The organism is Ruegeria sp. CE12, assembly GCF_056537525.1.
In genome coordinates this window covers 254,603-281,397 of record NZ_JBQFRS010000003.1, presented here as the reverse complement: position 1 = coordinate 281,397, position 26,795 = coordinate 254,603, and the positions used below count along the sequence as shown (strand labels likewise).

30 protein-coding genes are annotated in these 26,795 nt (G+C 55.8%); 17 read left to right on the top strand and 13 right to left on the bottom strand.

Annotated elements, in window-relative coordinates; all coding sequences use genetic code 11:
• Positions 1–18: 18 nt before the first annotated feature.
• Positions 19–465: an RrF2 family transcriptional regulator gene (locus tag ACR0IO_RS10080; protein ID WP_155149981.1), complete on the top strand. Its 447-nt coding sequence runs from the start codon at positions 19–21 to the stop codon at positions 463–465.
• Between the two features lie 2 nt (positions 466–467).
• Here ACR0IO_RS10080 and ACR0IO_RS10075 read toward each other — a convergent pair whose 3' ends face one another.
• Positions 468–2,996: an ABC transporter permease gene (locus ACR0IO_RS10075; protein ID WP_480741329.1), complete on the bottom strand. Its 2,529-nt coding sequence runs from the start codon at positions 2,994–2,996 to the stop codon at positions 468–470.
• The gene (locus tag ACR0IO_RS10070) at positions 2,993–3,688 is read right to left on the bottom strand and encodes an ABC transporter ATP-binding protein (protein WP_480741327.1); all 696 of its coding nucleotides are present in this window, start codon (positions 3,686–3,688) and stop codon (positions 2,993–2,995) included. The genes ACR0IO_RS10075 and ACR0IO_RS10070 overlap by 4 nt, the downstream gene beginning before the upstream one ends.
• Before the next feature lie 65 nt (positions 3,689–3,753).
• Here ACR0IO_RS10070 and ACR0IO_RS10065 point away from each other — a divergent pair, with 65 nt between their 5' ends.
• The gene (locus ACR0IO_RS10065; RefSeq protein WP_480741325.1) at positions 3,754–4,374 is read left to right on the top strand and encodes an arylesterase; all 621 of its coding nucleotides are present in this window, start codon (positions 3,754–3,756) and stop codon (positions 4,372–4,374) included.
• Between the two features lie 9 nt (positions 4,375–4,383).
• Positions 4,384–4,998: an SOS response-associated peptidase gene (locus ACR0IO_RS10060; protein ID WP_480741323.1), complete on the top strand. Its 615-nt coding sequence runs from the start codon at positions 4,384–4,386 to the stop codon at positions 4,996–4,998.
• A 7-nt stretch (positions 4,999–5,005) separates the two neighbouring features.
• Here the strand turns inward: ACR0IO_RS10060 and ACR0IO_RS10055 are convergent, their stop codons facing one another.
• A complete protein-coding gene (locus ACR0IO_RS10055) occupies positions 5,006–5,563 on the bottom strand; it encodes a L,D-transpeptidase (protein WP_155149989.1) in 558 nt (185 codons plus the stop codon).
• A 180-nt stretch (positions 5,564–5,743) separates the two neighbouring features.
• Positions 5,744–5,950 carry a cold-shock protein gene (locus ACR0IO_RS10050; protein WP_155149991.1) on the bottom strand — a complete coding sequence of 69 codons (207 nt, stop codon included), beginning with the start codon at positions 5,948–5,950 and terminating at the stop codon, positions 5,744–5,746.
• Positions 5,951–6,236: 286 nt separating this feature from the next.
• On the opposite strand from ACR0IO_RS10050, the gene ACR0IO_RS10045 reads away from it, so the two are divergent.
• Positions 6,237–6,950 (top strand): hypothetical protein, encoded by a 714-nt coding sequence (locus ACR0IO_RS10045; RefSeq protein WP_480741320.1) that lies wholly within the window; start codon positions 6,237–6,239, stop codon positions 6,948–6,950.
• A gap of 390 nt (positions 6,951–7,340) precedes the next feature.
• On the opposite strand, the gene ACR0IO_RS10040 is transcribed toward ACR0IO_RS10045, so the two are convergent.
• The 3 genes from ACR0IO_RS10040 to ACR0IO_RS10030 form a co-directional block, all read right to left on the bottom strand.
• On the bottom strand, positions 7,341–8,036 hold the full coding sequence (locus tag ACR0IO_RS10040; protein ID WP_480741318.1) for a hypothetical protein: 696 nt from the start codon (positions 8,034–8,036) through the stop codon (positions 7,341–7,343).
• Positions 8,037–8,085: 49 nt separating this feature from the next.
• Positions 8,086–9,753, bottom strand: coding sequence for an energy-dependent translational throttle protein EttA (ettA, locus tag ACR0IO_RS10035; protein ID WP_170327107.1), 1,668 nt, complete (start codon positions 9,751–9,753; stop codon positions 8,086–8,088).
• 73 nt (positions 9,754–9,826) lie between these two features.
• Positions 9,827–11,218 carry a KAP family P-loop NTPase fold protein gene (locus ACR0IO_RS10030; RefSeq protein WP_480741316.1) on the bottom strand — a complete coding sequence of 464 codons (1,392 nt, stop codon included), beginning with the start codon at positions 11,216–11,218 and terminating at the stop codon, positions 9,827–9,829.
• Between the two features lie 100 nt (positions 11,219–11,318).
• On the opposite strand from ACR0IO_RS10030, the gene ACR0IO_RS10025 reads away from it, so the two are divergent.
• Genes ACR0IO_RS10025 through dacB form a run of 3 tightly spaced genes read left to right on the top strand, consistent with a single transcriptional unit; the run spans position 11,319 to position 13,987 of the window.
• Positions 11,319–11,789 carry an MOSC domain-containing protein gene (locus ACR0IO_RS10025; RefSeq protein WP_480741659.1) on the top strand — a complete coding sequence of 157 codons (471 nt, stop codon included), beginning with the start codon at positions 11,319–11,321 and terminating at the stop codon, positions 11,787–11,789.
• A gap of 35 nt (positions 11,790–11,824) precedes the next feature.
• On the top strand, positions 11,825–12,472 hold the full coding sequence (locus tag ACR0IO_RS10020) for a nicotinate-nucleotide adenylyltransferase (RefSeq protein WP_480741657.1): 648 nt from the start codon (positions 11,825–11,827) through the stop codon (positions 12,470–12,472).
• A 36-nt stretch (positions 12,473–12,508) separates the two neighbouring features.
• Positions 12,509–13,987, top strand: coding sequence for a D-alanyl-D-alanine carboxypeptidase/D-alanyl-D-alanine endopeptidase (gene dacB, locus ACR0IO_RS10015; RefSeq protein WP_480741315.1), 1,479 nt, complete (start codon positions 12,509–12,511; stop codon positions 13,985–13,987).
• Positions 13,988–13,997: 10 nt separating this feature from the next.
• Here the strand turns inward: dacB and ACR0IO_RS10010 are convergent, their stop codons facing one another.
• Both ACR0IO_RS10010 and ACR0IO_RS10005 read right to left on the bottom strand, forming a co-directional pair.
• On the bottom strand, positions 13,998–14,420 hold the full coding sequence (locus ACR0IO_RS10010; RefSeq protein ID WP_155150003.1) for a tellurite resistance TerB family protein: 423 nt from the start codon (positions 14,418–14,420) through the stop codon (positions 13,998–14,000).
• A gap of 135 nt (positions 14,421–14,555) precedes the next feature.
• Positions 14,556–15,014 (bottom strand): cupin domain-containing protein, encoded by a 459-nt coding sequence (locus ACR0IO_RS10005; RefSeq protein ID WP_480741312.1) that lies wholly within the window; start codon positions 15,012–15,014, stop codon positions 14,556–14,558.
• Between the two features lie 92 nt (positions 15,015–15,106).
• Between ACR0IO_RS10005 and ACR0IO_RS10000 the strand changes: the two genes are divergently transcribed.
• From ACR0IO_RS10000 to ACR0IO_RS09985, 4 genes are all read left to right on the top strand, one after another.
• Positions 15,107–15,988: a LysR family transcriptional regulator gene (locus ACR0IO_RS10000; protein WP_480741311.1), complete on the top strand. Its 882-nt coding sequence runs from the start codon at positions 15,107–15,109 to the stop codon at positions 15,986–15,988.
• A 110-nt stretch (positions 15,989–16,098) separates the two neighbouring features.
• Positions 16,099–17,673, top strand: a complete 1,575-nt coding sequence (locus tag ACR0IO_RS09995; protein WP_480741309.1) for a lysine--tRNA ligase — start codon at positions 16,099–16,101, stop codon at positions 17,671–17,673.
• Between the two features lie 48 nt (positions 17,674–17,721).
• A complete protein-coding gene (locus ACR0IO_RS09990) occupies positions 17,722–18,123 on the top strand; it encodes a DUF4864 domain-containing protein (protein WP_480741307.1) in 402 nt (133 codons plus the stop codon).
• Positions 18,124–18,264: 141 nt separating this feature from the next.
• On the top strand, positions 18,265–20,553 hold the full coding sequence (locus tag ACR0IO_RS09985; protein ID WP_480741305.1) for a glycosyl hydrolase family 28-related protein: 2,289 nt from the start codon (positions 18,265–18,267) through the stop codon (positions 20,551–20,553).
• A 41-nt stretch (positions 20,554–20,594) separates the two neighbouring features.
• Here the strand turns inward: ACR0IO_RS09985 and ACR0IO_RS09980 are convergent, their stop codons facing one another.
• On the bottom strand, positions 20,595–21,260 hold the full coding sequence (locus ACR0IO_RS09980) for a hypothetical protein (RefSeq protein ID WP_480741303.1): 666 nt from the start codon (positions 21,258–21,260) through the stop codon (positions 20,595–20,597).
• Positions 21,261–21,408: 148 nt separating this feature from the next.
• On the opposite strand from ACR0IO_RS09980, the gene ACR0IO_RS09975 reads away from it, so the two are divergent.
• Together ACR0IO_RS09975 and ACR0IO_RS09970 are read left to right on the top strand one after the other, a co-directional pair.
• Entirely contained in the window at positions 21,409–21,729 is a 321-nt protein-coding gene (locus ACR0IO_RS09975; RefSeq protein WP_155150015.1) for an antibiotic biosynthesis monooxygenase family protein, read from the top strand.
• A gap of 72 nt (positions 21,730–21,801) precedes the next feature.
• Positions 21,802–22,209 carry a universal stress protein gene (locus tag ACR0IO_RS09970; protein WP_155150017.1) on the top strand — a complete coding sequence of 136 codons (408 nt, stop codon included), beginning with the start codon at positions 21,802–21,804 and terminating at the stop codon, positions 22,207–22,209.
• 2 nt (positions 22,210–22,211) lie between these two features.
• On the opposite strand, the gene ACR0IO_RS09965 is transcribed toward ACR0IO_RS09970, so the two are convergent.
• A complete protein-coding gene (locus tag ACR0IO_RS09965) occupies positions 22,212–22,694 on the bottom strand; it encodes a HugZ family pyridoxamine 5'-phosphate oxidase (protein WP_480741298.1) in 483 nt (160 codons plus the stop codon).
• A 92-nt stretch (positions 22,695–22,786) separates the two neighbouring features.
• Here ACR0IO_RS09965 and ACR0IO_RS09960 point away from each other — a divergent pair, with 92 nt between their 5' ends.
• The 4 genes from ACR0IO_RS09960 (at position 22,787) to ACR0IO_RS09945 (ending at position 25,284) form a co-directional block, all read left to right on the top strand.
• Positions 22,787–23,434, top strand: a complete 648-nt coding sequence (locus ACR0IO_RS09960; protein ID WP_480741296.1) for an NADPH-dependent FMN reductase — start codon at positions 22,787–22,789, stop codon at positions 23,432–23,434.
• Positions 23,435–23,497: 63 nt separating this feature from the next.
• On the top strand, positions 23,498–23,938 hold the full coding sequence (locus tag ACR0IO_RS09955) for an excalibur calcium-binding domain-containing protein (RefSeq protein ID WP_480741295.1): 441 nt from the start codon (positions 23,498–23,500) through the stop codon (positions 23,936–23,938).
• A 328-nt stretch (positions 23,939–24,266) separates the two neighbouring features.
• Positions 24,267–24,620 (top strand): MmcQ/YjbR family DNA-binding protein, encoded by a 354-nt coding sequence (locus ACR0IO_RS09950; RefSeq protein WP_480741654.1) that lies wholly within the window; start codon positions 24,267–24,269, stop codon positions 24,618–24,620.
• A gap of 115 nt (positions 24,621–24,735) precedes the next feature.
• On the top strand, positions 24,736–25,284 hold the full coding sequence (locus ACR0IO_RS09945; protein WP_480741293.1) for an NYN domain-containing protein: 549 nt from the start codon (positions 24,736–24,738) through the stop codon (positions 25,282–25,284).
• 1 nt (position 25,285) lies between these two features.
• On the opposite strand, the gene ACR0IO_RS09940 is transcribed toward ACR0IO_RS09945, so the two are convergent.
• A complete protein-coding gene (locus tag ACR0IO_RS09940; RefSeq protein WP_480741291.1) occupies positions 25,286–25,993 on the bottom strand; it encodes an ORF6N domain-containing protein in 708 nt (235 codons plus the stop codon).
• 83 nt (positions 25,994–26,076) lie between these two features.
• Complete coding sequence (locus ACR0IO_RS09935) at positions 26,077–26,727, bottom strand: hypothetical protein (RefSeq protein ID WP_480741288.1); 651 nt, start codon at positions 26,725–26,727, stop codon at positions 26,077–26,079.
• Positions 26,728–26,795 lie beyond the last annotated feature (68 nt).

Below are 26,795 nucleotides of genomic sequence, written 5' to 3'. Positions count from 1 at the left end.
GATTTCAGGGAGGCCCTTATGCGGATTACCAAACGGACAAACATTGCCGTGCGCCTGCTGATGTATTGTGCGGCGCACCAGGACCGGCTGGTGACGAAATCCGAGATTGCCGAAGTGTGCAACATCTCAGAGAACCATCTGGCGCAGGTCATCAACCAATTGAGCCAGCTTAACTACCTGAGCACGCAACGAGGCCGCAATGGCGGTATGTCACTGGCCCGTCCGGCGGATCAGATTCGTATCGGTTCGGTTTTTCGGCATGTCGAAGGCAACCTGCCGATTGCAGAGTGCTTTGCGGACGCCGACAACACCTGCCCGTTGACCGATGCTTGTCGATTGCGCCTGGCCCTAAGGGACGCGGCCGAGGTGTTCTATGCCTCGCTGGACGAGATCACTCTGGACGCGCTGGTTTGTGACAACGATCAGTTGATCAAGATCCTTCAGCCGGTTGCCTGCGTGCGCTGACATTAGTCGCTGGCCCGAAGAATACGGGCCGGTCTGACTGACAATGGGCGCAGTGCAAAGATCAAACCGGCACCCAGCGTGACCGCGACACCTGCGATCACGATCCCCAGTGCTGACGGCCAGATAACTGCAAAATCGGTGTCGAAGATGTAGGTGGCTACAGCCCAGCCCCCCAGAATGCCGGTGAACAGGGCGACGAACCCTGCTGCCGCGCCCAACAGGATAGCGCGCAGGGCGAAGCTGATCAGGATACGCCGTCGGTCCGCTCCAAGGGTTTTCAGGACGGCTGCTTCGTAACGCCGGGCAGGTTCACCGGCTGCGGCCGCTCCGATCAGGACAAGGAAACCGGTTAGCAGCGAGACACCTGCGCCATAAGACGTTGCTGCGGCAAGCCCTGCCAACAGGCCTGAAACCCGGTCGATCGCATCTCTGACCCGAATGGCTGTAATGTTTGGAAACTGTCCGGCCAAATCGCGCAGGATTGCTGTTTCGGCCTGCTCTTCAGCGTACACAGTCGCAATGAAACTGTGCGGAGCACCTGCGAGCGCAGATGGGTTCATAGACATGATGAAGCCCATGCCTGCGGTTGAAAAATCAACTTCGCGAAACGACGTCAGTTCAGCGGTGATGTCCCGGCCCAGTATGTTCACTGTCAGTTCATCACCAAGCTTCAGCCCCATTTCCAGCGCTTCTTCCGCGGCAAAGCTGACTTGCGGCGGACCATCATATTCTTCGGGCCACCATTTCCCACCGGTGATGCGCGCATTCGCTGGCGGCAGCTCAGAGTAGGTTACACCTCGGTCACCTTCCAGAACCCAGTGATCGCCCGCGACCTCTCGGGCAGGTTGCCCGTTTATCTCTGAAATGATGCCACGCAACATCGGTGCGCTTTCAATCCTGCTGACAGCCGGATCGTTCTCTAGCCGCTCGGAAAATCCGGGCATCTGATCCTTTTGGATATCGACGAAGAAGTAGGATGGCGCGACATCCGGCAAATTGCCTGAAATCGCGTTGCGCAGGGTACCGTCGATTTGTCCAACGGCTGCCAGAACCGACAGGCCAAGCCCCAGTGAGAGAACAACCGAGGCCGCCCCTTCACGCGGGTCCGAAATAGCGGACAGGGCCCAACGCAGGGCAGGACGCCCGCGTGCCGATGGGGCACCGCGGCGGGCCAGCCAGCGGATACCAATCGCAGACAGTGACAACAGCAGCAGCGCGCCTGCCAGACCGCCGCTTGTCCACAGGGTCAGCCAGGTTGAACCACTAAACCAGGACGCCGAGGCGATCAGGATTGCCGACCCAAGACCCGTTGAGATCACATAGACCGGACGCGGAATGCTGCGGGCGGAAGTCAGAGCGTCGCGGAACAAAGTTGCGGCGCGCACCTCCTCGGTTCTTGCCAGTGGCCAGAGCGTAAACAGGAAGGCGGTCAGCAAGCCATAGAGAGCGGCTTCGGCTAGTGGTTGCGGATAGATTGAAAACACAGCGGGCACAGGCAGCTGGCTTTCAATCAGCGGGGCCAGCATAAGCGGTGCCAGACCACCCAGTGCCACGCCAATGGTTATTCCGATTGCAGACAAAACTCCAATCTGGATCACATATGTCTGAAAGATGGTTGACCGGTCAGCCCCAAGAGTTCGCAGGGTCGCAATGGTTTCGGTCTTTTGTGAAAGATAAGCCCGTACAGCAGCCGACACACCGATGCCACCAACGGCCAGACCCGAAAGGCCAACCAGGACAAGAAAGGCGCTGAGGCGGGCAACGAACTCGGCAATTCCGGGTGCGCCATTGCGGGCGTCGGTCCATCGCATACCCGTGCCGTCAAATGCACGATCAGCCTCGGACGACAAAACGGCCAGATCGGTATTTTGAGGCAAATCCAGACGGTATTTGGTCGAGAACAAGGTGCCCGGAGCCAGTAAGCCTGACGCCTGTAGATCGCGCGTACGAACCAATGTGCGCGGGCCCAACCCAAACCCATCCGATGCACCGTCGGGTTCGTTCATCAGCGCTGCCGACAAAACGAAATCCTGTGTGCCAAGGGCGAAACGATCACCTACTGAAAGGCCAAGGCGATCTATCAACGCCGGATCCATCACCGCACCCGGCAGGTCTTGCGATCCGTTCAGCGCGTCCGCCAGCGACATTTCGGGGTTCAGCGTAACTGTCCCCAGCAATGGGTAAGCGTCGTCGATGGATTTGACTTGTGTCAGCGCCCTTTCCGTATCTTCTCCTTGGCGCACAACCGCCATAGATCGGAAATCGACTACTTCGGACACATCCAGCGCTGTGTTGTCCATCCAGGCGCGTTCTTCGTCGCTTGCAAAGCGATAGGTAAATTCAAGTTCGGCATCGCCACCCAGCAGCGACGCACCCTCTTGCGTCAGGCCAGTCTGGATCGCGTAGCGTACCGAACCAACAGCCGCGATTGCGGCCACACCAAGGGCAAGACAGGCAAGAAATACGCGAAAACCACGTAGACCGCCCCGAAGCTCGCGCCGAGCCAGCCTTCCGGCCAGTCTCAGGCTCATTCTGCTGCCTCGCGCTGGGCTTCATCGGCAATGCGTCCATCGCGCAATCGGACAACGCGGTCACATTTTCTTGCCAGTGAATGACTGTGAGTCACCAGAATCAGCGTAGCGCCATGTTTGTCGCGAAGGCCAAACAGAAGCTCGACGATGGCCTCTCCGTTTGTCTCGTCCAGATTGCCGGTCGGTTCATCCGCCAGAAGGATCTGGGGGCGTGGAGCTGACGCGCGGGCCAGTGCCACGCGCTGTTGTTCGCCACCTGATAATTGTGCCGGGTAGTGGTCTCGGCGGTGGGACAGGCCAACGGCCTCCAGTTCAGCTTCGGCACGCTGAAACGCGTCCTTGTAACCGGCCAGTTCCAGAGGGGTTGCCACATTTTCCAGCGCGGTCATGGTGGGGATCAGGTGGAAATTCTGAAACACCACGCCCATCGTATCGCGCCGGAACCGGGCAAGTTCATCTTCACCCATGCTGGTCAGATCGCGTCCAAGGGCAGCTACTTTGCCGCCAGTCGCCTGTTCGAGACCGCCCATCAGCATAAGCAATGAGGATTTTCCTGATCCGGACGGGCCAACCAACCCAAGTGTTTCACCTTGCGCCACGGTCAGGTTGATGTCGTGCAGAATTTTAACGCGACCGGCATTGCCATCCAGTGACAAAGCGGCATTTTGGAGTTCCAGAACAGATGTTGTCATCGGTCTTTCCGAAGGAGAGCAGTCAATTGGGATATGGAGCGGTAAAAAAATTGCGCAAGACTTTGATGTCGGGCCTGTTTGCATGTTGCGGCTTTGCTGCCACAGCAGAACCGGTGGTGATCGCCGCACTGGGCGATTCACTCACACAAGGATATGGCCTGATCGAGGACGACGGATTGGTTCCACAGCTTGGCCGCTGGCTGGATGCTCAGGGTGCAGATGTCCGGCTGATCAACGCAGGTGTTTCAGGTGACACCACGGCTGGCGGTGCATCCCGTGTCGAATGGACACTGACGCCCGAGGTCGATGGTATGATCGTTGCGCTGGGGGGGAATGATCTGCTGCGGGGTATCGCCCCCGAAGTTTCCCGCGCCAATTTGGATAAAATCCTGAATGCAGCGGACAAGGCAGAGGTTGAGGTTTTGCTGGTTGGGATGGAAGCGCCGGGCAACTATGGCCCGGATTACAAACAAGCATTCGATAGCATGTACCCCGAATTGGCAAAGAAGTACGACACACTCTTTGTCGACAGCTTTTTTGTTGGACTTGAGGCAGAAGGCGATCCGGGTGCAGTTTCGCAATACATGCAGTCCGATGGTATTCATCCAAATGCGCAAGGAGTTGCGCTGATCGTTGAGAATCTGGGACCAACGGTGCTGGAGCTTGTGACAGAGGCGAGCAAATAGGAGGCAGGTATGCCGGGGCGGTTCTTTCTGACAAGGCCGATTTCTGACATCGCACAGTTTCTCGGAGTTTCAGAAACCCGGGATGCTCAGCCTGCTCGCAAGAACATACAGCCCGGACAAGATGTGCTTGCGCTGACCAGTGAAGGGCTGGTTTCGATGCGCTGGGGTATGATCCCCGTCGGTCGCGTGAATGCACGGGGACGCCCGGTTATGGAGACTATCATCAACGCGAGATCTGAAACTGTCTTTGACAAAACTGCTTTCGAAGGGGTTGGCAGGGCGATTATCCCGGTGGATGGTTGGTATGAATGGACCGGGGAAAAGCGCCGTAAAACGGCGTGGCGGATTTCCTCGGCAGATGGTGCGCCATTGCTTTTTGCTGCGATCACCGACAGATGGCAGGCCCCCGGAGGTTTGACCATCGATCAGATCGCGGCGGTGACATGTGAGCCCAACGCTGACGTCAAACCTATCCATCATCGCATGGGTGTTCTGCTTGAGCGATCAGATGTCGAAGACTGGCTGAACGGATCAGAAGAGCGGGCGAAATCTCTTACCCGCTCATGGCCGAATGGTCGTTTGCATATCGAAGAGGCAAACGATGTGGATTGGTCTGCGCCCTGAGATCGCGTCAGACAACAGTCACGACAGTGCCGACGGGAACCCGGTTATAGAGGTCAATCACATGCTCGTTCAGCATCCTGATGCACCCGTTTGATACGGCGCGGCCAATGGTTTGTGGCTGTGTTGTCCCGTGGATGCGGAAATAGGTATCAACGCCGTTCTGAAACAAATACAGCGCTCGCGCACCCAGCGGATTGTCACCACCGCCGGGTTGGACATAGTCGTTGTCCTTGAATTTGGCGTAAGCAACCGGATCCCGTTCGATCATCTCTTCGGTTGGTCGCCAGGTTGGCCACTCTTTTTTGACGTCAATAGTCGCTGTGCCCGTGAATTCCAGCCCGGCCTTGCCGACACCACATCCATAGCGGATCGCTTTTCGGGGTTCGGTCACGTAGTACAAGTAGAAAGATCTGGGGGCGACGAGCAGCTGTCCGGGTAGGAACTGTTTCTTGATCCGCACGTATTGTGGCGTTGGATCATACTCGACCGCCTTCTTCTTGGCACTGGCGATTCCCGGCAGCAGACTGACAGCGGTACCTGCCATAAAGACGCGGCGTGTGACCATGGTGGGTTCCTTCAAATGACCAAAGAAATCATGACTATACTTTCAAAATGATAGCCGATTTGGTCAATCGTCGGGCAAGGATAACTGAAAAGTGATGTATTCCGCATGCCACAGTAGGATTGCGGAAAAACTATGCATAATTGAAAAAGGGTGAGGAAATCACCTCACCCTTTCAAGAGCTTATGCAAGCTCGATGTTGTCCGCGCTTTCGCGGCCGTCACGACCCGAGCGCAGCTCGTAAGTGACTTTTTGGTTGTCGGCCAGACCGGTCAGGCCCGAGCGCTCGACGGACGAGATGTGTACAAACACGTCTTTGCCGCCATCTTCGGGTGCGATAAAGCCGTAGCCTTTGGTGGTGTTGAACCATTTTACGGTGCCTGCGGGCATATCCGTTGTCTCCTGTTTAGTGCTGCCCACGGTGTTGCGGCAGCCCGGCGTCGTTGTCTGTATCGATAGACTGAACGCCGTAGAAGGAGACAGTAGGTCGAAATAGAAAAACGTAAGCCCTTTGGATATGGCATCGCTAAAGGGGTGTGACAAGGGAGATTGTTCGGCTTGTACAGCGCAAAAAGGGCCAATTTTCCGTTTTGTACAAAAATCCGCCGAAAGTTTTGACGCTGCTTCGATTATCGTCCTAGGCTTGCTCAATTGATTGAATTTATTGGAGCGCGCGATGATTTTCCGCAGTCTTGCCCTGATTTCACTGGTCGTTCTGACCGCATGCGGCAGCCGGATATACGACGAGTCTCAACCCGGTGAGTTCACTGGATCTCTGCTGGTGATGTGGGTGGATGGCGGTAGTGACTCTGCCGGAGATGGTCGGTTTGTCTATGTCCCCGATCTGGATCGGCAGGGGCGTGCGCTGATGTTCCGGCGCGGCGTGCAGACGGACGGGCGGGCGGTGCATATCGCCGAGGTCGAACCGCGGCTGATGTACACTGATGGGGGTAGCATTCCACGACTGGTGCAGCCGGTGAAGGGGCTAAACCCCTGGGGCTATGCGCCCGCCTATATGGTACATGACTGGCTGTTCGCCGCGCGCAAATGTCTGAATGCCGGGGATGCAGATGCAGATGAGGCGAAGGTGAACGATGTTACCTTTCGCGAGAGCTTTGAGATCATGGCTGAGATGTTAAAAACGCTGGAGCGGCAAACGGCGGTTGCCGAAAGCGATCTGCAACCAAGCGCGATCACCTGGGCGGTTTCGGGTGGAATCTCAAAAGGTCTGTGGGAGGATGATACCTGTCCCACCCCCCGGATCGACCCGGAGCACATGAAGCAGATCGAGGCCCGGCTGCGGATCGGCCGGGACGGGCCGCAGAAATCGGTCCGGATGGCGGGTGAGGATGTGACGCCCGCGCGGGTAGTGCAGGTGATCGGGTTTTGAACGGCTTTTAATTGTGGACGTGATTGTGTCGAGACACAGGCAATTGCCGCCGTGTCCGGAAAGCGGGAGGAAAGTTTTTTCACAGTGCTTCCGGTGGGCCGATCGTTAAACCTGTTGACGCGCGAGATGGCGTATTTCGCTCGGCTTTTGCGATTACCCAGTGGAAGCGGCTGTTTGGTGGCGTAGGTTTTGGAAACATACCATTCATAATGAAAGGGACTGCCGCAGTCACATGGCGTACTGGTGTGGGGGTGAGTGCCGGTCTAGCGCAGATGGCGAAACGTTCAGTGGACGCTTCGAGGTGCGGACGGGTGGAGCCTCGGTCAAGTACGATTTGGTAGAGCATCCGAATGATGGGCTGCGTTTGTCGATCCATCGCGAAAACCGCGTTTACTGTTTTGTTCTGAGCTTCAGCCACGACAGGACAAGAACAATCAAAACGCAAACTGCGCTTGCAAAAAGAGCAAGTGGATCGATTGTGAAATTAAATTTGTCTTCGAGCAATCCAAGGTCTAGCAAAGAACCTCCAACGAATGCTGCAGCTGACATTCCCCAGACCCAGCGTCGCGAAGCTTTTAGCTTTTCGCGTTCGAGATGGGCACTCTCAAAGTTTTTTCGTGCTTCAATTGCAAGATCTGAAAGCTCATGGTGGAGTTTCTCGGATTTATTGAGGTCTTCGCTCAGAATCGTGCCTAAAGCTCTACGCTCTGGGTCGACGTTTGATTTGAGCCATTCTGTGATTGAATCTGCGTCGGCTTCTTGAATGGCTAATTGGACCGGTTGTGAATCGCAGGCATCAAGAATTCTGTCATCTCCGACGATGACATAACCTTTTTGGGACCCTAATCTGTCGATGCAATAAATACCCTCGTGAACACAAACACCTCCAACAATAAATTTTACGTAATACATCTGCTTTGAGGTGAACGGTGTGCCACAGGTGTGAACACAGATTGACCGTGTATTTCGAAGAAACTTCTTTTGATGCTTGGGGGATCTTAGCTCGTCATCACCGACGTCTCGATCTGGAAGTTTAACAATTAAATCCATAGAAATCACCACTTTAAGATGTGGTGATTTCTGCATTAAACAACCAGGACATGCAATTCAAAAAGCTGCAAGGCTAAGAGTTTTTTTACCGAGCAAACTTCTTGTGCTTCAACCGCTTGGGCTCCAGCGCATCCGGTCCGAGGCGGCGCTTTTTGTCCTCTTCGTAATCCTCGAAGTTGCCTTCGAACCATTCCACATGTGCATCGCCTTCAAACGCAAGAATATGCGTGCAGATGCGGTCGAGGAAGAAGCGGTCGTGTGAAATCACAACAGCGCAGCCGGCGAAATCGACCAGCGCGTCTTCCAGCGCGCGCAGGGTTTCGACGTCGAGGTCGTTGGTCGGTTCGTCGAGCAGCAGCACGTTGCCGCCCTCTTTCAGCAGGCGGGCCATGTGGACGCGGTTGCGCTCACCACCTGACAGCAACGAGACCTTCTTCTGCTGGTCGCCGCCCTTGAAGTTGAAGGACGAGCAATAGGCGCGGGAATTAACCTGCGCGTCACCCAACTGGATGATCTCAGCGCCGCCGGTGATCGCCTCCCACACGGTGTCGTTGTCTTTCAGGTCGTCGCGGGACTGGTCGACATAGGACAGCTCGACCGTGTCGCCCAGCGTGATGGTGCCGCTGTCGGGCTGTTCCTGACCGGTGAGCATCTTGAACAGGGTCGATTTACCGGCACCGTTGGGGCCGATGACGCCGACAATGCCACCGGGGGGCAGGGCGAAGTCGAGCCCTTCGATCAGTTGCTTGTCGCCCATGTGCTTGGACAGCCCCTCAACCTCGATCACCTTGCCGCCAAGGCGCTGGCCGTTGGGGATGACGATCTGGGCGCGGGTCAGCTTTTCGCGCTCGGACTGCTCGGCCAGTTCGTTATAGGCGTTGATCCGGGCCTTGGATTTGGCCTGGCGCGCCTTCTGACCCTGACGCATCCACTCCAACTCGCGCTGCAGTGTCTTCTGCTTGGACTTGTCCTCGCGGGCTTCCTGCTCCAGCCGTTTGGCCTTTTGCTCCAGCCAAGCGGAGTAGTTGCCTTCGTAAGGAATGCCGCGGCCACGGTCGAGTTCCAGAATCCAGCCGGTGATGTCATCCAGGAAATAGCGGTCGTGGGTGACGATCAGGATGGTGCCCTTGTAGTCGATCAGGTGCTGTTGAAGCCAGGCGATGGTCTCGGCGTCTAGGTGGTTGGTCGGTTCGTCGAGCAGAAGCATGTCGGGCGCTTCCAACAGCAGCTTGCAGAGCGCCACGCGGCGTTTCTCACCGCCCGAAAGGTTGGCGATGTTAGCGTCGTCCGGGGGGCAGCGCAGCGCCTCCATCGAGACGTCGATCTGGCTGTCGAGGTCCCAGAGGTTTTCCGCGTCGATCGCGTCCTGCAGGGTGGTCATTTCCTCCATCAGCTCGTCCGAGTAGTTCTCGGCGATCTCCATGGCGATCTCGTTGAACCGATCAACCTTGGCCTTTTTCGCGGCAACGCCCAGCATGACGTTCTCGCGCACCGACAGCGATTCATCCAGCTGTGGTTCCTGCGGCAGATAGCCGACCTTGGCGCCCTCAGCCGCCCATGCCTCACCGGTGAAGTCTGTATCGAGGCCAGCCATGATCTTCATCAGGGTCGATTTACCCGCGCCGTTGACGCCGACAACGCCGATTTTCACACCGGGCAGAAAGCTCAGGTGGATGTTTTCAAAGCACTTCTTGCCACCGGGATAGGTCTTGGAGACACCCTGCATGTGGTAGACATATTGATAGGCGGCCATGTCGCGTCCTCTGGGTCGGGGAAATCAAGTTGGGCGGTGTGATAGCGGATGGTTGGGGCGGGGGCAATGGACGTCAAGTATCATAAAACTGAAAGGTTTCGAGCAGGTCTTTAGATACTTTAGCTAGCAAATCTTTAATGAGGTTTTCCCCATACATAAAATCTGTCTGCCTAATCGTTGTTTTATCTTCCTCGGTCAACGTCGAGAAGTCTTGGATGGCCCGCCACGTCAGCTCGACACGACCACCGATGTGGGTGCTTAAAATCATTTCTTTGTCAAAATAATCTAAGTAGCGAAAATTGGCGTCTTCGTTGTCCCGAAATCTGTAATAGGTTTCCGGCAAGAACACCTTAAATACGGCCATGGTCGCTAAACCGGCAAGGTATATGGCATTAAATCCCTCTTGAAGCCTTGGGATCGTAGCTAAGGTTGTCAGAACTCTTTCGGCGTCCCGAAGTGAAACAGGCCTGTCCATTCTCAAGCTTTTTAGAATTACTTCGACGGTTTCCAACAGCGGTTTTGCCCTATCGGGAAACTGCATTTGTTCGCTTGCTTTGTGAAAGTGCTCGACCCAAATCGGGATCGGCTGCAAATATGTATTTTTATCTGGTAGGCGAAGCGTCAAAGTTACGAATTTTTGCAGGTAGGTCTGTGCATCGGATTTGTTGCCATACCGAGCAATCACACTGTTTCGTAACTCGCTAAGGTTAACGCCCAGAATAAAGTGAACGCCATCGACATTAAAGAAGTGCTTGATAACTTCCAATAAAGAAAGAGCAAAATCTGGGCGGCAGCGGTCCAATTCGTCTACTATAATCACAAGTTTCTTTGCGGGTCTTTCCTCGCTATCTTTTGTCTCGGGTTCGGTTAATTCGATCAGTGCGAGACGAAAGGCCTCCATCGCTGCCATTTTCGCTCTATGCGCGTCCCAAAAATGCTCAGCTTGTTCGTTGCCGGTTTCTTTGTTGAGGAATGCCTTAGCTTCTTCGCCTACGGCCGAAGCAATTTCATCACCCAAATCGCTGAGAATTTCGGTTGCACCGAAAGTGACTGCAGATAGCCCAATTCGCCCCGCGGCCTTGCTTACAGCCCACGCAGTCTTCTTAAGGTTTTGTGTCCGCTTTTCGCTTTCTACATGCTGTTGATCTTCTGGTGTTCGAAACCGATCAGCAATTGCTCCGGTCAAGGCAACAAGCGGATCATCCAGATAGTCATACTTGAACGCATCGAAATAGACGGTCAGTGTCGTGTTCTCTTCGCGTTTCAGATGCTCACCAACCCAACACTTCAGGAACAACGATTTGCCGGATCCCCACGCTCCGTCCAAAGCGATCACAAGTGGGTCGTCGATACGCTCGACCAGTTCCGACAGTTTGTCGCCGGTGGGTTTGCGTGAGAGTTTGTCGTGCTTGTCAAACCCGTCTTCGTAAAGCTTGATTTTGGGTTCAGGGATGGTCAGGCGCATGATTGGCTCCAATTCACAAATCAATCAGCGCTACTATTAGCGGCTGCCTCGGGAACGGCCAGACTGCTAGATGAGGGGAGGTGTGAAAATCTCGGAGCCTTTGATGTCCTTGAAAGATCTCATAGCGGGCTGGATGCAGCCGGGACGTGTTGAATGGATTGGCCTTCGGTCCGAGCGGCGGTCAGAGATGACTATTGTGGACGATGTCGTTATCTCCACAGATGGTCTTGATGGTGACCGGGGCCGCGCGGGCAAGCGGGCGGTGACTCTGATCCAGCAGGAGCATCTGGGGGCGATTGGCTCTTATCTCGGCCAAGGGGCGGTGGCACCAGAAATCCTGCGGCGCAATCTGGTGGTTTCGGGGATCAATCTGGCGGCGCTCAAAGGGCGTGAGGTGCAGGTGGGCGAGGCCATACTGCGCTTTACCGTGATCTGCGCGCCATGCAGTCGGATGGAGGAGGCGCTGGGTAAGGGTGGCTACTCTGCCGTGCGCGGGCATGGGGGATGGTGTGCCGAGGTGGTGCAGCCCGGGAGGGTTCGGCTGGGCGATGCGGTGCAGCCTGTTGATTGACAACGCCTCTCAGTTCTGAACATCAGCAAGGGATGTTGCGAAGCTCTATTCCATATGCGCGGCCCGGGCAGGTCATTGGGTTGTTTGGCGGGTCCTTTGATCCGCCTCATCAGGGCCATGTGCATGTGACGCTTGAGGCGATGAAAGCCTTTGGGCTGGACCGGGTGTGGTGGTTGGTGTCCCCCGGAAACCCGCTCAAGCAGCGTGGACCTGCGCCGCTGGCGCAACGGATGGCGGTGGCGGGGTCGCTGATGCAACACCCTCGGGTCGAGGTGACGGATATCGAGGCGCTGACCGGGACGCGGGCAACAGCGGATACGCTGACTGAACTAAGGCGGCTGTATCCCGGAGTACGTTTTGTCTGGCTGATGGGGGCAGACAATCTGGCGCAGTTCCACAAGTGGAAGGATTGGCGGCTGATCATGGACAGTGTTCCGGTGGGTGTCCTGGCACGACCGGGAGATCGTATTTCGGCCCGGATGTCCCCTGCGGCGCGGATTTACGCGAAGTACAGAATTGATAGTCAGGCGCGGCATCTGCTGGGTCGGAGCGGCGCGCCTGCTTGGTGTTTTGTGAATGTGCCGATGGTTGATGTCAGCTCGACCGATATTCGTTTGCGCGGTGAGTGGAACAATCGGGTGTTGCCTGAAGAGCGACCATGGGAGCATAATTCATTTGAATGATTGTTTGCCCGTGATCTCTGGGATTTAAATTGACCCATGGTTGATCGTATTTCGCGCCGTTTGTTTCTGGGGGGATTGGGGTCACTTGTGATCCCGGTTGCCGGACTGGCTGAGGCCCCGGCAAGATCTTTGCGCCCTCAACTGCGTGGTGCCGAGCTGAGCGGTGTCGAGCGGGTCATTCAGGCCGCGGGGCTGAAAGGCGAGGTTGTGTTCGCTGTCGCTGACGTCAAAACCGGAACGCAGCTTGAGGCATTTGGAGGCAAGGAAGGTTTGCCGCCCGCCAGTGTCGCCAAGGCGTTGACCGCGCTTTATGCGTTGGATGTGCTGGGGCCGGATTACAGGTTCGAGACTCAGCTGGTGGCCGATGGTCCGATCGTGAACGGCATACTCAAAGGCGATCTGATCCTGGTTGGTGGGGGCGACCCCTTGCTGGATACCGATGCGCTGGCCACGATGGCTGCCAATCTGCGCGAGGCGGGCATTACCGAGGTTCAGGGTTCATTCAAAGTCTATGATGGTGCGCTGCCCTATGTGTTCAGTATCGATCCGGGGCAACCGGATCATGTGGGTTACAGTCCGTCAATCAGTGGAATATCGCTGAACTTCAACCGTGTGCATTTCGAATGGAAGCGCGGGACTGGTGGTTATGACGTAACCATGGATGCCCGTAGCGCGCGCTATACCCCGGCCGTGGATATGGCTGCGATGCGGGTCGAGAACCGCAGCCTGCCGATATACACCTATCAATCCAGTGCAAGACAGGATCGGTGGACCGTCGCCAAGGGTGCGTTGGGTAACGGAGGCGCGCGGTGGTTGCCGGTGCGCAAACCCGCGCTTTATGCGGGGGATGTATTCAGAACTCTGGCCCGGGCCAACGGGATCGTACTGGGTCGGGTTCAGGTCACCAGTCAGGCCCCGAAGGGTGAGGTTCTGGTTGTCCACCTGAGTGATCCTTTGGAGAGCATTCTGAAGGGAATGCTCAAGTACTCGACCAACCTGACCGCCGAGATGGTCGGGCTGGCAGCAACAAAGGCGCGAGGCGTTGAGCCGCAAACCCTTGCGGACTCTGCCGCAGAGATGAACCGATGGGCTGCCGAGACTTACGGGACCAGCAACATCCGTATGGTGGACCATTCGGGTTTGGGGGATGCATCACGCATGGACCCGGCAGATCTGGTGACAGCACTGGTTGCAGCACGCGAATCGAAGGCGCTGCGGCATTTGCTGAAGCCCTTTACACTGAAGGACAGCAAGGGGCGCGCCATTAAGGGTCACCCGATCACTGTTGATGCCAAGACCGGAACCCTGAATTTTGTGTCCGGACTTGGGGGTTATGTCACAACCGCAGCAGGGGCGGAGTTGGCCTTTGCCATCTTCACTGCAGATGTCCCGCATCGCGCCACGATTAGCCGCGAAAACCGGGAGAGGCCTGATGGTGCACGCAGCTGGAACCGCAGGTCCAGAAAGCTGCAGCAAACGCTGATCGAGCGCTGGGGTGCTTTATACGGAAGCTGACAGTGCCGGATCAGACGGTGTGGCGCGCTCGTGCGCCGCGTTCAATTGCCGCCGCGTGAAGCCGGTCAATGTTCAGTTCATACCGGATTTCTTCCAGCAGGCGCAGCTCGGTCTCAGCCAAAGAGCCGTCAGCGGCAGCGACATCGCAGGCCAGCGCATAAGCGGTTTCGTTCAAACGCTCTGGCAGGTTGTCGCGGATCAGGCCAAACAATGCGTCCAGCCCATCTTCCTGTTCGAAAAGGTCAAACACGATCTGAGATACTCGGCGTGTCCGGTCGATGTCATAGTCGGCAAAAACCGGCAGCATGTTCACGGCAGTTTCGATCTTGACCAGCTCGGCTGTGCGGATGGTTTCGTCCGATGCCGAGACCGCAACCATGATCGCCACGAGGCAATCCTGCGGGGACATTGGGTGGGTAACTTGCTCGGTCATTGGATCGTCCTGCTTGGGTATCTCTGATCGCGCACGATATGAGGGGGCGGAAGCAGGTTCAACACCTTGTTTTGTCACGCAGGCGGTGTGACGGTTTTGTGCCGGGCAGGATTAACCCGCCCGTGCATCACGATTTCAGGCTGTTGCCGAGAATTTGTACTCGATTTCTTCAAAGCTCTGGCTGGCAAAACCATAGGCAAAGCGAAGACCACCTTCACCGGCGATCACGCCATGTTCGGCGCCACCAGGTACGTAAAGTGCCACGCCGGGGCGCATTTCATGCGGCACTCCATCAATGGTGACTGTGCCGTTGCCATCCAGACCGAAATAAAACTCGGCCGGGTCATGCCGGTGAGGCAGCAGGCGATCGCCGGGGCCAAACTCGGCAACGCCCAGAACCATGTCGCGGGGGCTGTCCTGTGTGCCGTTGATCAAAGTGCGCCAACGGACCTCACCATATGTCGGATCGGTGCCGCCAGTCAGAGGCACCTGTGCTGCATCCACTGCAAGCGGGGGATGTGTCAGATTGCTTGCCTGATTCAGCATCACAGTGTCGCTGTAATCGGTGGCCAAAGTGTCCAGTTGCTGCGTCATGGCGGGTCCTCCTCTGATCGCCATTTGACGCCGTTCTGCTATCGGGGCAATAAGGGAAAGGTGAAACACATCATACGCTGAGGTTATGATAGATGGACAGATTGCCAAGTTTCGCAGGGCTTACGGCCTTTTATGCGGCCGCACGGCTTGGAACGCTGACTGCAGCGGCGCGCGAACTAAATGTATCGCAGCCTGCGGTGTCACGTAGAATTGCTGATCTCGAGGCAGACCTCGGATGCCATTTGTTCGATCGAAGTCGAAAACCCGTTAAAATGACACAACATGGGCGAAGTTTGCTCAAGGCACTACATGGCGGGTTTGGTCAAATCGAAAGCGCGGTCGGCCAGATCAGACAGGCGTCACAGGGTAAAGTTGTCAGCGTCACCGCACCTTCGGGTTTTGTTGCATTTTGGCTGATCCCGCGGTTGGGGGAACTGGAGGCGGACTTTCCTGAAACTACGATTCGGATCATAAGCCAAGAGTATGGTGAGGCGATGCGGCCCGGTGATATTGTCATTCGTTTTGGTCACAGGGAGGCCGAGGAAGAAACACGGTTACTTGGGGATGCGGTTTTCCCAACCGCGAGCCCCTTGTATCTGGCGAACCGAGGGATGAACGGTCAGGATTATGATTTTTCCCGGATGACGCTGCTGACCATGGAGACGGCCCGCAGCCAGTGGCATGACTGGCCAAGCTGGTTTCAGTCAGCTGGTCTGGAAATGCCCAAAGGTGCGCGGGTACTCGATTTCAACTCTTATGCGATGCTGGTGAATGCAGCCCTGGCAGGGCAGGGCGTGTGCTTGTGCTGGGATGGCGTGCTGGACAGCTTTCTGGACACAGGTGCAATGACCCGTCTGGAGGGATCAACAGCTGTTTCGGCACGCGGGTATTTTCTTTCTGCGCGGGATGGGCTGGCGGCAGAACCTCATGTTCGTGATATTCTGACCTGGATTGCGGAAACCGGTCAGAAATAGTCTCTGTTTCTCCGAGTGTTTATTGACTCATGCTGCATCCGCACAATAGGAGGGGTCGGTCCGGTTGCATGGGGTAACCGGCGCTGTTCCCCCGATGGAGATCAAATCAAATGTCTGAATTGCGTGAAACCGCTCTTGCGTCCAAGGCCTGGCCTTTTGAAGAAGCGCGCCGGTTGCTCAAACGCTATCAGAAGGGTGCTCCGGAAAAGGGATACGTATTGTTCGAGACCGGATATGGCCCCTCGGGTCTGCCGCATATCGGCACCTTCGGTGAGGTGGCGCGGACCACAATGGTCAAGCGCGCCTTTGAGGCATTGTCGGATATACCGACCAAGCTGATCTGTTTCTCTGACGATCTTGACGGCATGCGCAAGGTGCCCAGCAACGTGCCGAACCCCGAAAAACTGCAGGAATATCTGCAATGCCCGCTGACCTCGGTTCCCGATCCGTTTGGCGAGTATCCCAGCTTTGGCGAGCATAACAATGCGATGTTGCGGCGGTTTCTTGATACCTTCGGGTTCGAGTACGAATTCTATTCGGCCCGTGACTTTTATCGGTCGGGTCAGTTCGACGAGATCCTGAAGCGTGCGGTTGAACGTTATGATGACATCATGGCGATCATGCTGAAAAGCCTGCGTGAAGAGCGCCAGCAGACCTATTCGATCTTCCTGCCGATCCATCCCGAGACCGGCCGGGTTCTGTATGTCCCAATGAAGAAGGTCTGCGCCGAAACTTACACGGTTACTTTCGATGATGAAGACGGCAAGGAATGGACGCTGCCTGTCACCGGCGGCAACGTAAAGCTGCAGTGGAAGCCTGATTTTGGCGCGCGCTGGGCTGCGCTTGGCGTTGATTTCGAGATGTACGGCAAGGAACACGCTACCAACGAAAAGATCTATGACGCGATCTGTCGTGCGCTGGGCGGGCGTGCGCCGGAACATTTTTCTTATGAGCTGTTCCTGGACGAAAACGGTCAGAAGATTTCCAAATCGTCCGGCAATGGCGTGTCGATTGACGAATGGCTGACCTATGCGCCGACCGAGTCGCTGGCCTACTTCATGTACCAGAAGCCCAAAACGGCCAAGCGGATGCATTTCGACGTTATTCCGAAAGCCTATGATGAATACCACCAGCAGTTGCGGGCCTATCCGGGTCAGGATCTGAAAGCGCAGTTGAACAACCCGGTCTGGCACATTCATGGCGGCGATGTTCCGGCTTCGACGTTGCTTGTGCCTTTTGCGATGTTGCTGAACCTTGCCTCTGTTTCCGGGGCCGAGGACAAAGAGGCGTTGTGGGGCTTCATCCGTCGTTATGCGCCCGAAGCCACCGCCGAAAGCCATCCCGACCTCGATCAGGCGGCAGGTTTTGCGGTGCGTTACTTCAACGACTTCGTCAAGCCGACCCGCAAGCATCGCACGCCGACGGAGCAAGAGCGTGAGGCATTGGAAGCGCTGAAAGCTGAGCTTGAGGCTTATGACGGACCAATCGAGGACGAGGCGCTGCAATCGGTGGTCTATTCCATTGGTCGCGAGCGGTTCGATCCGATGCGCGGATGGTTTACGGCGCTTTACGAAGTGCTGCTGGGCGCGTCGCAGGGGCCGCGATTTGGCGGGTTTATCGCTCTGTACGGTGTGCCCGAGACGATTGCCCTGATCGACAAGGCACTGGCCGGAGAACTGGCCTGATTTGACCTGATACCGCATGGGGCTACCCTTTCGTCAGGAGGTGTCCCCATGCGTCGTTTATTGCTTGCTGTATCCCTGAGTGCCGGTCTGGCGTCGGGTGCAATTGCACAGAATGCCGAGATCGAAGCGAACATCACGGCACAGATACAGGCATTCAAGGCGGATGATTTTAGCACCGCCTTCACCTTTGCCAGCCCCAATATCCAGCGCCTGTTTGGTACGCCCGAGAATTTCGGGGTCATGGTTCGGCGTGGATATCCCATGGTCTGGCGTCCCGCAGATGTACGGTTTCTGGAACTGCGCGAGGTTGCAGGAGCGCTGTGGCAAAAGGTCATGATCACGGATAGTGACGGGCGCGTACACATTCTTGATTATCAGATGGTGCAGCAGGAAAGTGGCTGGAAGATCAACGGTGTTCAGTTGCTTGGCAATTCGGATCCCGCTGCCTGAGGCAACACCATCGTCACGGTGATATGAGCACCGGTTAATTCCTTTCCGATACTCAGGCTTTCGCGTTTGGGGCCGGTCCCGAACTGAGGGTTAGACGTGTGCCGCGCGACAGGCTGCGGCATGATTGGGAAAGGGATTTCAATGAACAAGGCAATCACCGACGGTATAGTCTTCACACCACCTGCATTCTCCAATGGACTGGATGTCTGGTCGAGCGGTGACGGCACGCCCGGTTCACCGACATATGCAGGATCGGGAACAGGGGCTTTCGTTCCCGCCGATGCGGATTTTGCCGGATGCCTGGAAGTTCTGAAGACCAGCGCAACGCAGAAGGTGCGCCACATGGGGCAGACGACTTTGTTGCCGGGTTGCTATTTGCAGATAAAGGCCCGGGTCAAGGCGATATCAGGCCCATTGCCTCAGGTGCGTATCGCCGGTTGGGCCGGTGGTGGGGGAGATACGCACGTAACAGGTCTGGTCGAACAGGGACCTGCGACGCAACTGTCGGGCTATGGTACCGTGCACGAGATCACTGCCATCGTTGGCACCGGCAAACGCCCGGGCGTGGATATGCCTTGGGGTGTTTCCGCCCTGTACGGCCATTTTGGCGTGGATATCGACGGCACAAACGGGGCTTTGGTACGGATTGATGACATCGAGATCACTGATGTAACCAACGTATTCCTGCGCGACATGATCGGGTTTGTCGATGTCCGCGATTACGGGGCGATTGGTGACGGAGTGGCCGATGACTCGGCAGCGTTCGAGGCAGCGGATCAGGCTGCGGGCGGGGGTCGTATTCTGGTTCCCAAGGGGACGTACCTGTTGGCGCAGAACACCAGCATGTCGTCGGAGATCGAGTTTGAGGGCACGGTCACCATGCCCGATGACAAGATGTTGCTGCTGACCAAGAACTTTGACCTGCCCACCTATATCTCAGCATTCGGGGATGAGACGTTGGCGTTCAAGAAGGCGTTTCAGGCCTTGCTGAACAATACCGATCATGAGTCGCTTGATCTGGGTGGTCGCAAGATATCGGTTACCGAACCGATCGACATGGCCGCGGCTGTGCCCAACCGGCAGGGAGGGTTCTCAACTCGTCGTATCATCCGCAACGGGCAGTTCGACGTCAGAAGTAGTTCGGCTTGGGATACCGAGGTTTTCACATCGGTCGCAACATACGATCCGTCCCGGCCTCACAACCTGACCAACGTCGCAAATGTTGCCAACATCCCCGTTGGGTCGCTGGTTACCGGCAGCGGCGTCGGGCGCGAGGTCTATGTGAGCGCAAAGAATGTGGGTGCCGGAGAACTCACGCTGAGCGCAAGGCTCTACAGTGGTAGCGGTACGCAGAATTTCGGCTTCACCGCCTTCAAGTATTTGCTAGATTTCAGTGGTTTCGCCAAATTGCGAAAACTTGGCATGGAGCAGATCGAGTTCCAGTGTAACGGCCGCTGCAGCGCCATCCGCCTTGCGCCGTCAGGCAGTACCTTTTCGTTGGCGAATTGCTTTGTGAGCCGCCCCAAAGATCGGGGGATTACCTCGATCGCGACAGGATGTCAGGGTATGCTGATCGACAATTGCCAGTTCTTGTCGAGCGAGGAGTCCTTTAACGTACCGCAGCGCACATCCATTGCTGTGAACGCGAATGCGAATGACATCAAGTTGCGCCATAATCTTGCGAACCGGTTCAAGCATTTTGCCGTTCTGGGCGGGGACAACAATCTGGTTCTGGGCAACCATTTCCACCAGGGGGACAGCATTCCGAATGGCGTGCGCCATCCGGGATTGGTGATGATTGGTGCCTATAACAGTTCGAAAATCTCTGAAAACTATGTCGATAACTGCTTCATTCAGTGGACAAATGAGCGCGATACCACGCCAAGCTATACAGCTGGCTATTCGTTCAGTGCCATGAGCATTACCGACAACATCTTTTACGCAAGTAAACCGGCGAACTGGTTCAGCTTTATCGTTATTCGCCCCTATGGCGCAGGCCACACCATCTACGGCATGAACGTGACCGGAAATCTGTTCCGAACGAGCAGCGGATCAATCGACCGGGTCGAGCGGGTGGACACCACTTTTGCCAATCTCGATCGCGATCGCTATTCGAACGTCAAGTTCGAAGATAACACCTTCCACGGTATAAGTTTCAAGACTGCCAATCCGTTGCGGATGCGTCATACCCAACACTCTCATTCCCATGCATGGACAGTGGATTCACTGGATCGGCTGCCTTTTGGAGGCAAGGCGCGCAGTTGTGAAAGTGTGGTTGCGCTCGGGCCGCTCAGAAACGTGTTCAACGGGGTAAGCCATGTGGCACCGTATGTTGACCTGCAGCAGGGTATCAATAACCGGTCGGTTACCCTGCGCTGGCCCGAAGCCTTGCGCGGTGAGGCATCTGTCACGATGAGTGTTGAACACTAGACATCGCGCCGGCCACCCCTAACCGGGTGGCCGGTCCGTCTTCAGAAGTCGCGCCAGAGTGCAAGTCGGGCCCCGATGGCATCCTGTGCAGAGGTTTTTTCCACCCCAACAATCCAGGTGAATTTTCCCTTTCTTGGGCGGATCATCAATGATGGGCGCGCGCTCCAGTAAAACGGATATCCGGGCGCATAATATGTTTCGATCTGTAGCAGTGGATCCAGGAGGCGATCCGTTGAAAGTCCGACCGTCACATCGAGCTTTCTGATCAAATCTGCATGCGTCCGGTATTCAAGGGCTGTATCGACGGCGAGCCAGCCGTTGCCCAAGCCGGTCTGCAGCCCTTTGCCATAAGACAGTGTGGCCTTATACATCGCCCAGGACTGAAGTCCCCGATGATGCGCGCCCAGACCAAGTTCGGCTGCGAAGCGGCCGGGATCCCCCAGATCTGCAAGCGGGAAACGGGCAAAAACCACAGCGTGGCCATATTGGTCCTGATGTTCCTCGGCATCGAGGCCGATGGTCAGTTTGGGGCGTAGACCCCACTCCGCATAAAGGGATGACTTGTACTTGCGGGTTCCGTCATTTTCCGAGAAGCCGGAGACAGCCACAGCGGTGAAGCCATGCCCCTTTTCCCTTAGCCAGGCCCCGGCCCAGACAGGCCCTGCAGATACGAACACGTATAGAAGGATGGTGATGATGCGACCCATGCGGGCAGCATCCTTAAGCTTGGTTAACGGAGGGTTATCCAATTTTGCTTTTTCGAAAAAATCAGCCTGCGTCCGTTCAGTGCATACAGGAAACAGGAGACGTTTCAGAAAGCTGTGCTAGGCTTGGATCAGCCAAAGGAGATTCCAGATGCCAGAAATTTCGAAAACCGCGAGCGTTCAAACCGTTATCACCACATTCGAGATGACCCCGGGAACCTGTCAGGATCTGTTGGAAGCACTGACCGATGCGTATGCGGATTTCATTTCGAAACAGCCTGGGTTCGTATCAGCGGGTCTGCATGTGAATGATGCCCAGACCCGGATCGCCAACTATTCGCAATGGCAGCGCCGTGAGGATTTTCTGGCTATGTTGCGCACCCCAGAGATGCGGGATCGTAATCGAAAAATCAATGAGCTGTGCAAGAGTTTTGAGCCGGTCATGTATGACGTGGCAGAAACCTTTGGCTGATCCTGACCTGAATCAAAGCTGAATAGGACGATCCGGTTCAATCTGGGTGTGCAAATTACGGAGGCATGCGCCATGTATCACAATATTCTTGTTCCGATTTCCTTTGATGCCGAACGTGACACTTCGGGGCCGCTGAAGCTGGCGCAGATACTTGCCACTCCGGATGCTCAGGTCACGTTGCTGCATGTGGTCGAGCATATTCCGGACTATGCTATTTCTTACATGCCTGTGGAATATCTGACCGAGGCGCGCAAGGCGATTCAGACCGAGCTCGATATGCTTGCGGAAAAACTGCCAAACGCCACCGGTGTGGTGATCGAAGGGCATTCGGGTCGGACGATTCTGGATTGGGCGGAAACCAATAAGCCTGATCTGATTATCATGGCTTCGCATCGCCCCGGGATGCAGGACTTGTTGCTGGGATCAACTGCCACTCATGTCGTGCGACACGCAGGATGTGCGGTGCATGTTGTCCGATAGAGTCAGAGATCAGCTGCTGAAAGGCGCCAGGCTTTGCCAAAGCCGCCATTCAGCAGCCCATCGGTCGTATTGAACCGGACAAATCCGAAGTCGATAAAATCAATATAAAGCTTGGCCTTGGGGCGTAGCGAAAGATATCGCGTGCGCAGGGTGGTGTGTTCGGCACTGTCGCGGGCGATCAGATTAGCGGTGCAATGCAGTGTCAGGCGCGGGTGGGTCAGCGGGTCACCTTTCTCTCCGGGTTCGCCAATCAACAACGCACAAGCTGGGTTCGCCTGCAGGGCGCGTGTGTGTTCGGCAAGGGTCGAGATTAGAGTGATGGGCTGGTTATCGGTGTCGGTCGCCAGGGCGATCCGGGTGACCGAGGGCAGGGATGTTCCGGGTTGCAGCACCGCAAGGGCCGCATATTCCGCGCCAGCCAGCAATTCATGCGCGAGAGCACGGGCGGTGTCGTCAAACGGTTGGAATGGATCGGATCGTGTCATATCTTCTTCACCGGATAATGTCGGGTGACATAAGCACTTATTCTGCGAAAGTACGAGAGCGGAAGTGACCATCAAAGGAGGCAAAAGTACCGTTGAATTTTCTTGTCTTTCTGGGCTCGGTCCGGCAAAGCACACCTCCGCGCCCGGCCCGCTTGGGTGAACGTGTGGCCCGTGCCTGCCATAAACAGCTGTCCGAAATGAGCGCTGATGTCGAACTGATCGACCCGCTGGAGTTGCAGCCCTCGCACCCGTTCAAGCCGCATTTCGCATATGCTCAAGGCCGTGCGCCCGATGCATTGAATGTGCTGGCTGAGAAGATTGAACGGGCAGATGGTTATGTCATGGTCAGCCCTGAGTACAACCACTCGATGTCGCCTGCTCTGGCGGATCTGCTGAACCACTTCGGAAGTTCCCTGTTCTCATACAAACCCAGCGTCATCGCGACCTATTCTGCGGGCCAGTGGGGTGGGGCACGGGCCGCTGTCAATATGCGTACGTATCTGAGTGAGCTGGGTTGCTTGCCAGTTTCTGCGATGATCCACGTCCCCAAAGCTCATGAGGTGTTTGAGGTGGATGGAGCGTTTGCTCATGATGTCGAAGCTGATCGGTGGCGCGGCTATATGGGGCGGGCATTTGAACAGCTGTCCTGGTGGGCTGGTGCCGCTGTGCATCAACGCGAGGCTTTGTCCCATCCTGAGGCCTTTGCGCGGGATCCGTCGCAGCGCAATGCGCCTTCATAGGCAAATTGTGTAACTCCCCTGACCGCCTCGGCTTTGCCACATAGTTTCGGTAGCATTCAAATTATGACGTCTGAGAAACCTCCATACGAAGAAAGCAAACCGAGGCCATCCAGAAGGCAGCGGCGGGCTGAGGCCGTGCGCCGTAAGGCTCTCTCGCCACTCCGCATATTTATGATGGTACTGGCGTTGCCAATTACCACCGCGACGATCGCCCTTGGGGTTTATCTGCGAACGACCGACTACGAACATGCGGAGGCGGTCATTCATCTGGTCGCACTGGCGGGATGTGATGCAGCGCATGCCTTGGGCATGGGGGCCGTGCGCGAAGGGCAGCCCGGGTATCACAAGCGCAACGATCCTGATGGAGATGGGGTCGCATGCGGAACGTTTGTCGTGGAAAATCCGACAGCGGTCATCACTGCTCCGGTGCCGTCTTCTGCACCCGCACAGGCAGAGGCCCCAGCACAGCGCAGGGTAGGGAATGCAAAATTTGTGAAACCCTGAACGACGAAGGTAATCTATAACCGACAAAAACTGTCAACTATATGATTTTGTTGGATTTTTTGTTGACATCATAATCAACATGACTATCTGTAGGACGTAACAGGATTACAGGTACCCAGCTGCAGCCAGCCATCGCCAGCCACGGCAAGGAACCCAGATGATCCTGATCTGGCAAATAGTGTTCCCTGAGCGCCAGATCTTCCACAGCAACGCAGGTTATCCCACGCAGCGATGAAGGTCTGCCGTCTGATCCGAACATTGCGAAATGGCGCGGGCAATCTGCCGGACAGGCTTGTCTTCACCCCACATGGTCGCCATGAATGACGTCATGACCCGCGATGAATTCAACACTTTTTGCGCCAGTCTCAAAGCTACCAGCCATGTGGTGCAGTGGGGCAATGCGGATGTATGGAAAGTGGGCGGAAAGGTGTTTGCGATCTGTGGCTGGAACGATGGTGCAGATGCGTTCACCTTCAAGGCCACTGATCTGGCCTTCGAAGTTCTCAGCGACGAACCCGGCATCCGCCCAGCGCCTTATCTCGCCTCACGCGGGATGAAGTGGCTGCAGGTCTATGAGGAACGTGGGATGAGTGACGCATCCCTTCGCGAGCATATCGTGATTTCTTATGATCTGGTTGTGGCCAAGCTGACCAAGAAAATGCGGGCAGAATTGGGGGTTTGACCCCCCCCTGAAGTTGCACCACTTTGGCGGGATGAGACGTTAAGCCGCTTGTCAGTTCTACGGGTGACAGCATCTTGATATTGCAGTGGCCGCGCGTTTGATTATCAACCTAAGCATGTTTGGATTGATTTACTTTCTTTGCGTTTCAGTAGGCATAGTGCTGTGGTCCATATGGGTGTTTGGCCCGGTCATCACTCTACCACTGCTGGTCGCGGCCCTTGGTGTTGTTTTTGCCATTATTCAGCTTCTCAGACTCAAGCTTCGTAAGCCAGCAAACTGGGTGGTCGTTGATGGGTCGAATGTTCTTTATTGGGAAAATGATGAGCCCGCGTTGCAATCGGTCCGGTTGGTTATAGAAAAACTGGTTTCGGAAGGATTTGAACCTATTGTGTGGTTTGATGCGAACATTGGTTATTTGGTTGTGGGTCACTATATGAATCCGGCTAAGCTCTCGAGGGCCCTGCGCTTTCCTGCACGGCAAATTTGGGTGGCTCCAAAAGGAACTCCGGCTGATCCGCTGTTGATCGCAGATGCGGCAAAGCTCAATGCACGGATTGTCACGAATGACCGCTTTCGAGATTGGGAAGAGCAGTTTCCGCAGGTTGCTCAACAGGATCTGTTCCTAAGGGGAACTATCCGAAAGAAAAGCGTTCACTTTAAATAAGTTATCCCTTCATCGCGTGCAGCAATTCGATCAACCGCTTGCGGTCATCGTCATCGGTGTAGTCACCGGTGGCCAGACGTTCGGCGATGCGCAGGCGCAGGCGTTCCTGTTGGGTGCGCACCTCTTCGCCTGCGGTTTCGGCGAGGGTTTTCATGATTACTGCCACCGCCTGTTGCCGCTTGGTGGTCGGGTTGGCGATGTAGTCGACAAGGCTCTGCTGCCCGGAATCGAGGATGTTTTCGGCCAGATCGCGGAGTTGATCGCCATTGGGCAGCAGCGGGGCTGGGGCGTCCTCAGGTGGCAGGATTTCCGGCACGCTGCGCGGGGTTTCGGCCAATGCGTTTGCGCCGTCAACAAAGGCCTCAGTAATCATACGGGTGATCTTGATCGCGCGCGGGTCTTTGAACAGGGCCGAGGCGATGGCCACGCCGTAATCCGTATAGACCCACGGATTGACCCGCCGCCCGCCGCGGCCTTTGGGTTTTGAGATCACATTCTGTGATTGCAAATTAGCGACCTCGGCATCGGTGAGTTGAAAGCGGTAACCCTCGAACAGGTCTTTGTTGCGCGACACGGCCTGATTGAAGGCGCTGACGGACTTTCCGTAGAACTGCGCCAGATCCTCGGCCAGCACCACGCGGGTGCCGCGCACCCGGTGAATGGCGCTTTTGACTTCATGGGTGCTGGGCAGGGTGTTCGGTATCGTCATGGCAGCCGTTTGGAATCACAATTTGTGATTTCAAACGTGGAGGAGGGTGGGGCGGGGTGCAAGTTTGAAGTGTAGAGCGCGTGTTATCTGTGGACACAAACGCTCATAACACGTTCTTTGGTATCACCGCCGTAACGGGTGTTGGGCGGTAGAGCGATCCAGTCTCTATGCCGATAGCTCCAAAGATAAGGCCAACTCTCGTTGTCACACGCTATACCATGGGGGTCTTGGTAGCCATCGGAGCGAGCCCGGATAGATTCGAACAACGACGAACGTTCGATGATACGTAACTCGGATGCTTCTGCATATCTTGTCATTTGCCATTGCACCTGTGCGTTCTGCAGAGCGACCGGGCCCAACACCGTAAGCATTGCACCGACAATTACGGTCGGAACTTTTGCTTTGCCCGGCATAATTGCAGCGACTACGCTAGTCAAAGCAACCAAGATCAACGCCATAAAAATGAAAATAAAGAGTTTCGCGGCAAAGGCGGCTTTCAGCAAAAATAGAATTGAAACTGGCCACAAGGCTAGCACCAGCAGCCGGGCCATCCCGTAGTCTGAGTCTATTCCAAGTCCCAAGATGCCAATCAGAAGTAGTAGGAACCAAAGCATTGTAAGAGCTCTGCCGGGTGAAGTTTCACGCCATCCCGCAAGAACAGTCACCCAAACCCAAGCCATTGCTAGGATGGAGATTGAGCCGAGCAATCCAACTACAATAAGAAATGCAATCAAAGAACTTTCCTAAACCAATTGTCTAGGAAGATAGATTTCTTGCTTTGAGGCAAATTGCAACTATCAGT

Coding starts and splice junctions, on each gene's coding strand:
- ACR0IO_RS10080 (WP_155149981.1), top strand. CDS start 19: ATGCGGATTACCAAACGGACAAACATTGCCGTGCGCCTGCTGATGTAT.
- ACR0IO_RS09945 (WP_480741293.1), top strand. CDS start 24,736: ATGTTTGGATTGATTTACTTTCTTTGCGTTTCAGTAGGCATAGTGCTG.
- ACR0IO_RS09965 (WP_480741298.1), bottom strand. CDS start 22,694: ATGACACGATCCGATCCATTCCAACCGTTTGACGACACCGCCCGTGCT.
- ACR0IO_RS10010 (WP_155150003.1), bottom strand. CDS start 14,420: ATGACCGAGCAAGTTACCCACCCAATGTCCCCGCAGGATTGCCTCGTG.
- ACR0IO_RS09940 (WP_480741291.1), bottom strand. CDS start 25,993: ATGACGATACCGAACACCCTGCCCAGCACCCATGAAGTCAAAAGCGCC.
- ACR0IO_RS09975 (WP_155150015.1), top strand. CDS start 21,409: ATGCCAGAAATTTCGAAAACCGCGAGCGTTCAAACCGTTATCACCACA.
- ACR0IO_RS10005 (WP_480741312.1), bottom strand. CDS start 15,014: ATGACGCAGCAACTGGACACTTTGGCCACCGATTACAGCGACACTGTG.
- ACR0IO_RS09950 (WP_480741654.1), top strand. CDS start 24,267: ATGACCCGCGATGAATTCAACACTTTTTGCGCCAGTCTCAAAGCTACC.
- ACR0IO_RS10065 (WP_480741325.1), top strand. CDS start 3,754: ATGTCGGGCCTGTTTGCATGTTGCGGCTTTGCTGCCACAGCAGAACCG.
- ACR0IO_RS09980 (WP_480741303.1), bottom strand. CDS start 21,260: ATGGGTCGCATCATCACCATCCTTCTATACGTGTTCGTATCTGCAGGG.
- ACR0IO_RS09970 (WP_155150017.1), top strand. CDS start 21,802: ATGTATCACAATATTCTTGTTCCGATTTCCTTTGATGCCGAACGTGAC.
- ACR0IO_RS09985 (WP_480741305.1), top strand. CDS start 18,265: ATGAACAAGGCAATCACCGACGGTATAGTCTTCACACCACCTGCATTC.
- dacB (WP_480741315.1), top strand. CDS start 12,509: ATGGTTGATCGTATTTCGCGCCGTTTGTTTCTGGGGGGATTGGGGTCA.
- ACR0IO_RS09995 (WP_480741309.1), top strand. CDS start 16,099: ATGTCTGAATTGCGTGAAACCGCTCTTGCGTCCAAGGCCTGGCCTTTT.
- ACR0IO_RS10060 (WP_480741323.1), top strand. CDS start 4,384: ATGCCGGGGCGGTTCTTTCTGACAAGGCCGATTTCTGACATCGCACAG.
- ACR0IO_RS10075 (WP_480741329.1), bottom strand. CDS start 2,996: ATGAGCCTGAGACTGGCCGGAAGGCTGGCTCGGCGCGAGCTTCGGGGC.
- ACR0IO_RS10040 (WP_480741318.1), bottom strand. CDS start 8,036: ATGCAGAAATCACCACATCTTAAAGTGGTGATTTCTATGGATTTAATT.
- ACR0IO_RS10000 (WP_480741311.1), top strand. CDS start 15,107: ATGGACAGATTGCCAAGTTTCGCAGGGCTTACGGCCTTTTATGCGGCC.
- ACR0IO_RS09955 (WP_480741295.1), top strand. CDS start 23,498: ATGACGTCTGAGAAACCTCCATACGAAGAAAGCAAACCGAGGCCATCC.
- ACR0IO_RS10050 (WP_155149991.1), bottom strand. CDS start 5,950: ATGCCCGCAGGCACCGTAAAATGGTTCAACACCACCAAAGGCTACGGC.
- ACR0IO_RS09990 (WP_480741307.1), top strand. CDS start 17,722: ATGCGTCGTTTATTGCTTGCTGTATCCCTGAGTGCCGGTCTGGCGTCG.
- ACR0IO_RS10070 (WP_480741327.1), bottom strand. CDS start 3,688: ATGACAACATCTGTTCTGGAACTCCAAAATGCCGCTTTGTCACTGGAT.
- ACR0IO_RS10030 (WP_480741316.1), bottom strand. CDS start 11,218: ATGCGCCTGACCATCCCTGAACCCAAAATCAAGCTTTACGAAGACGGG.
- ACR0IO_RS10045 (WP_480741320.1), top strand. CDS start 6,237: ATGATTTTCCGCAGTCTTGCCCTGATTTCACTGGTCGTTCTGACCGCA.
- ACR0IO_RS10055 (WP_155149989.1), bottom strand. CDS start 5,563: ATGGTCACACGCCGCGTCTTTATGGCAGGTACCGCTGTCAGTCTGCTG.
- ettA (WP_170327107.1), bottom strand. CDS start 9,753: ATGGCCGCCTATCAATATGTCTACCACATGCAGGGTGTCTCCAAGACC.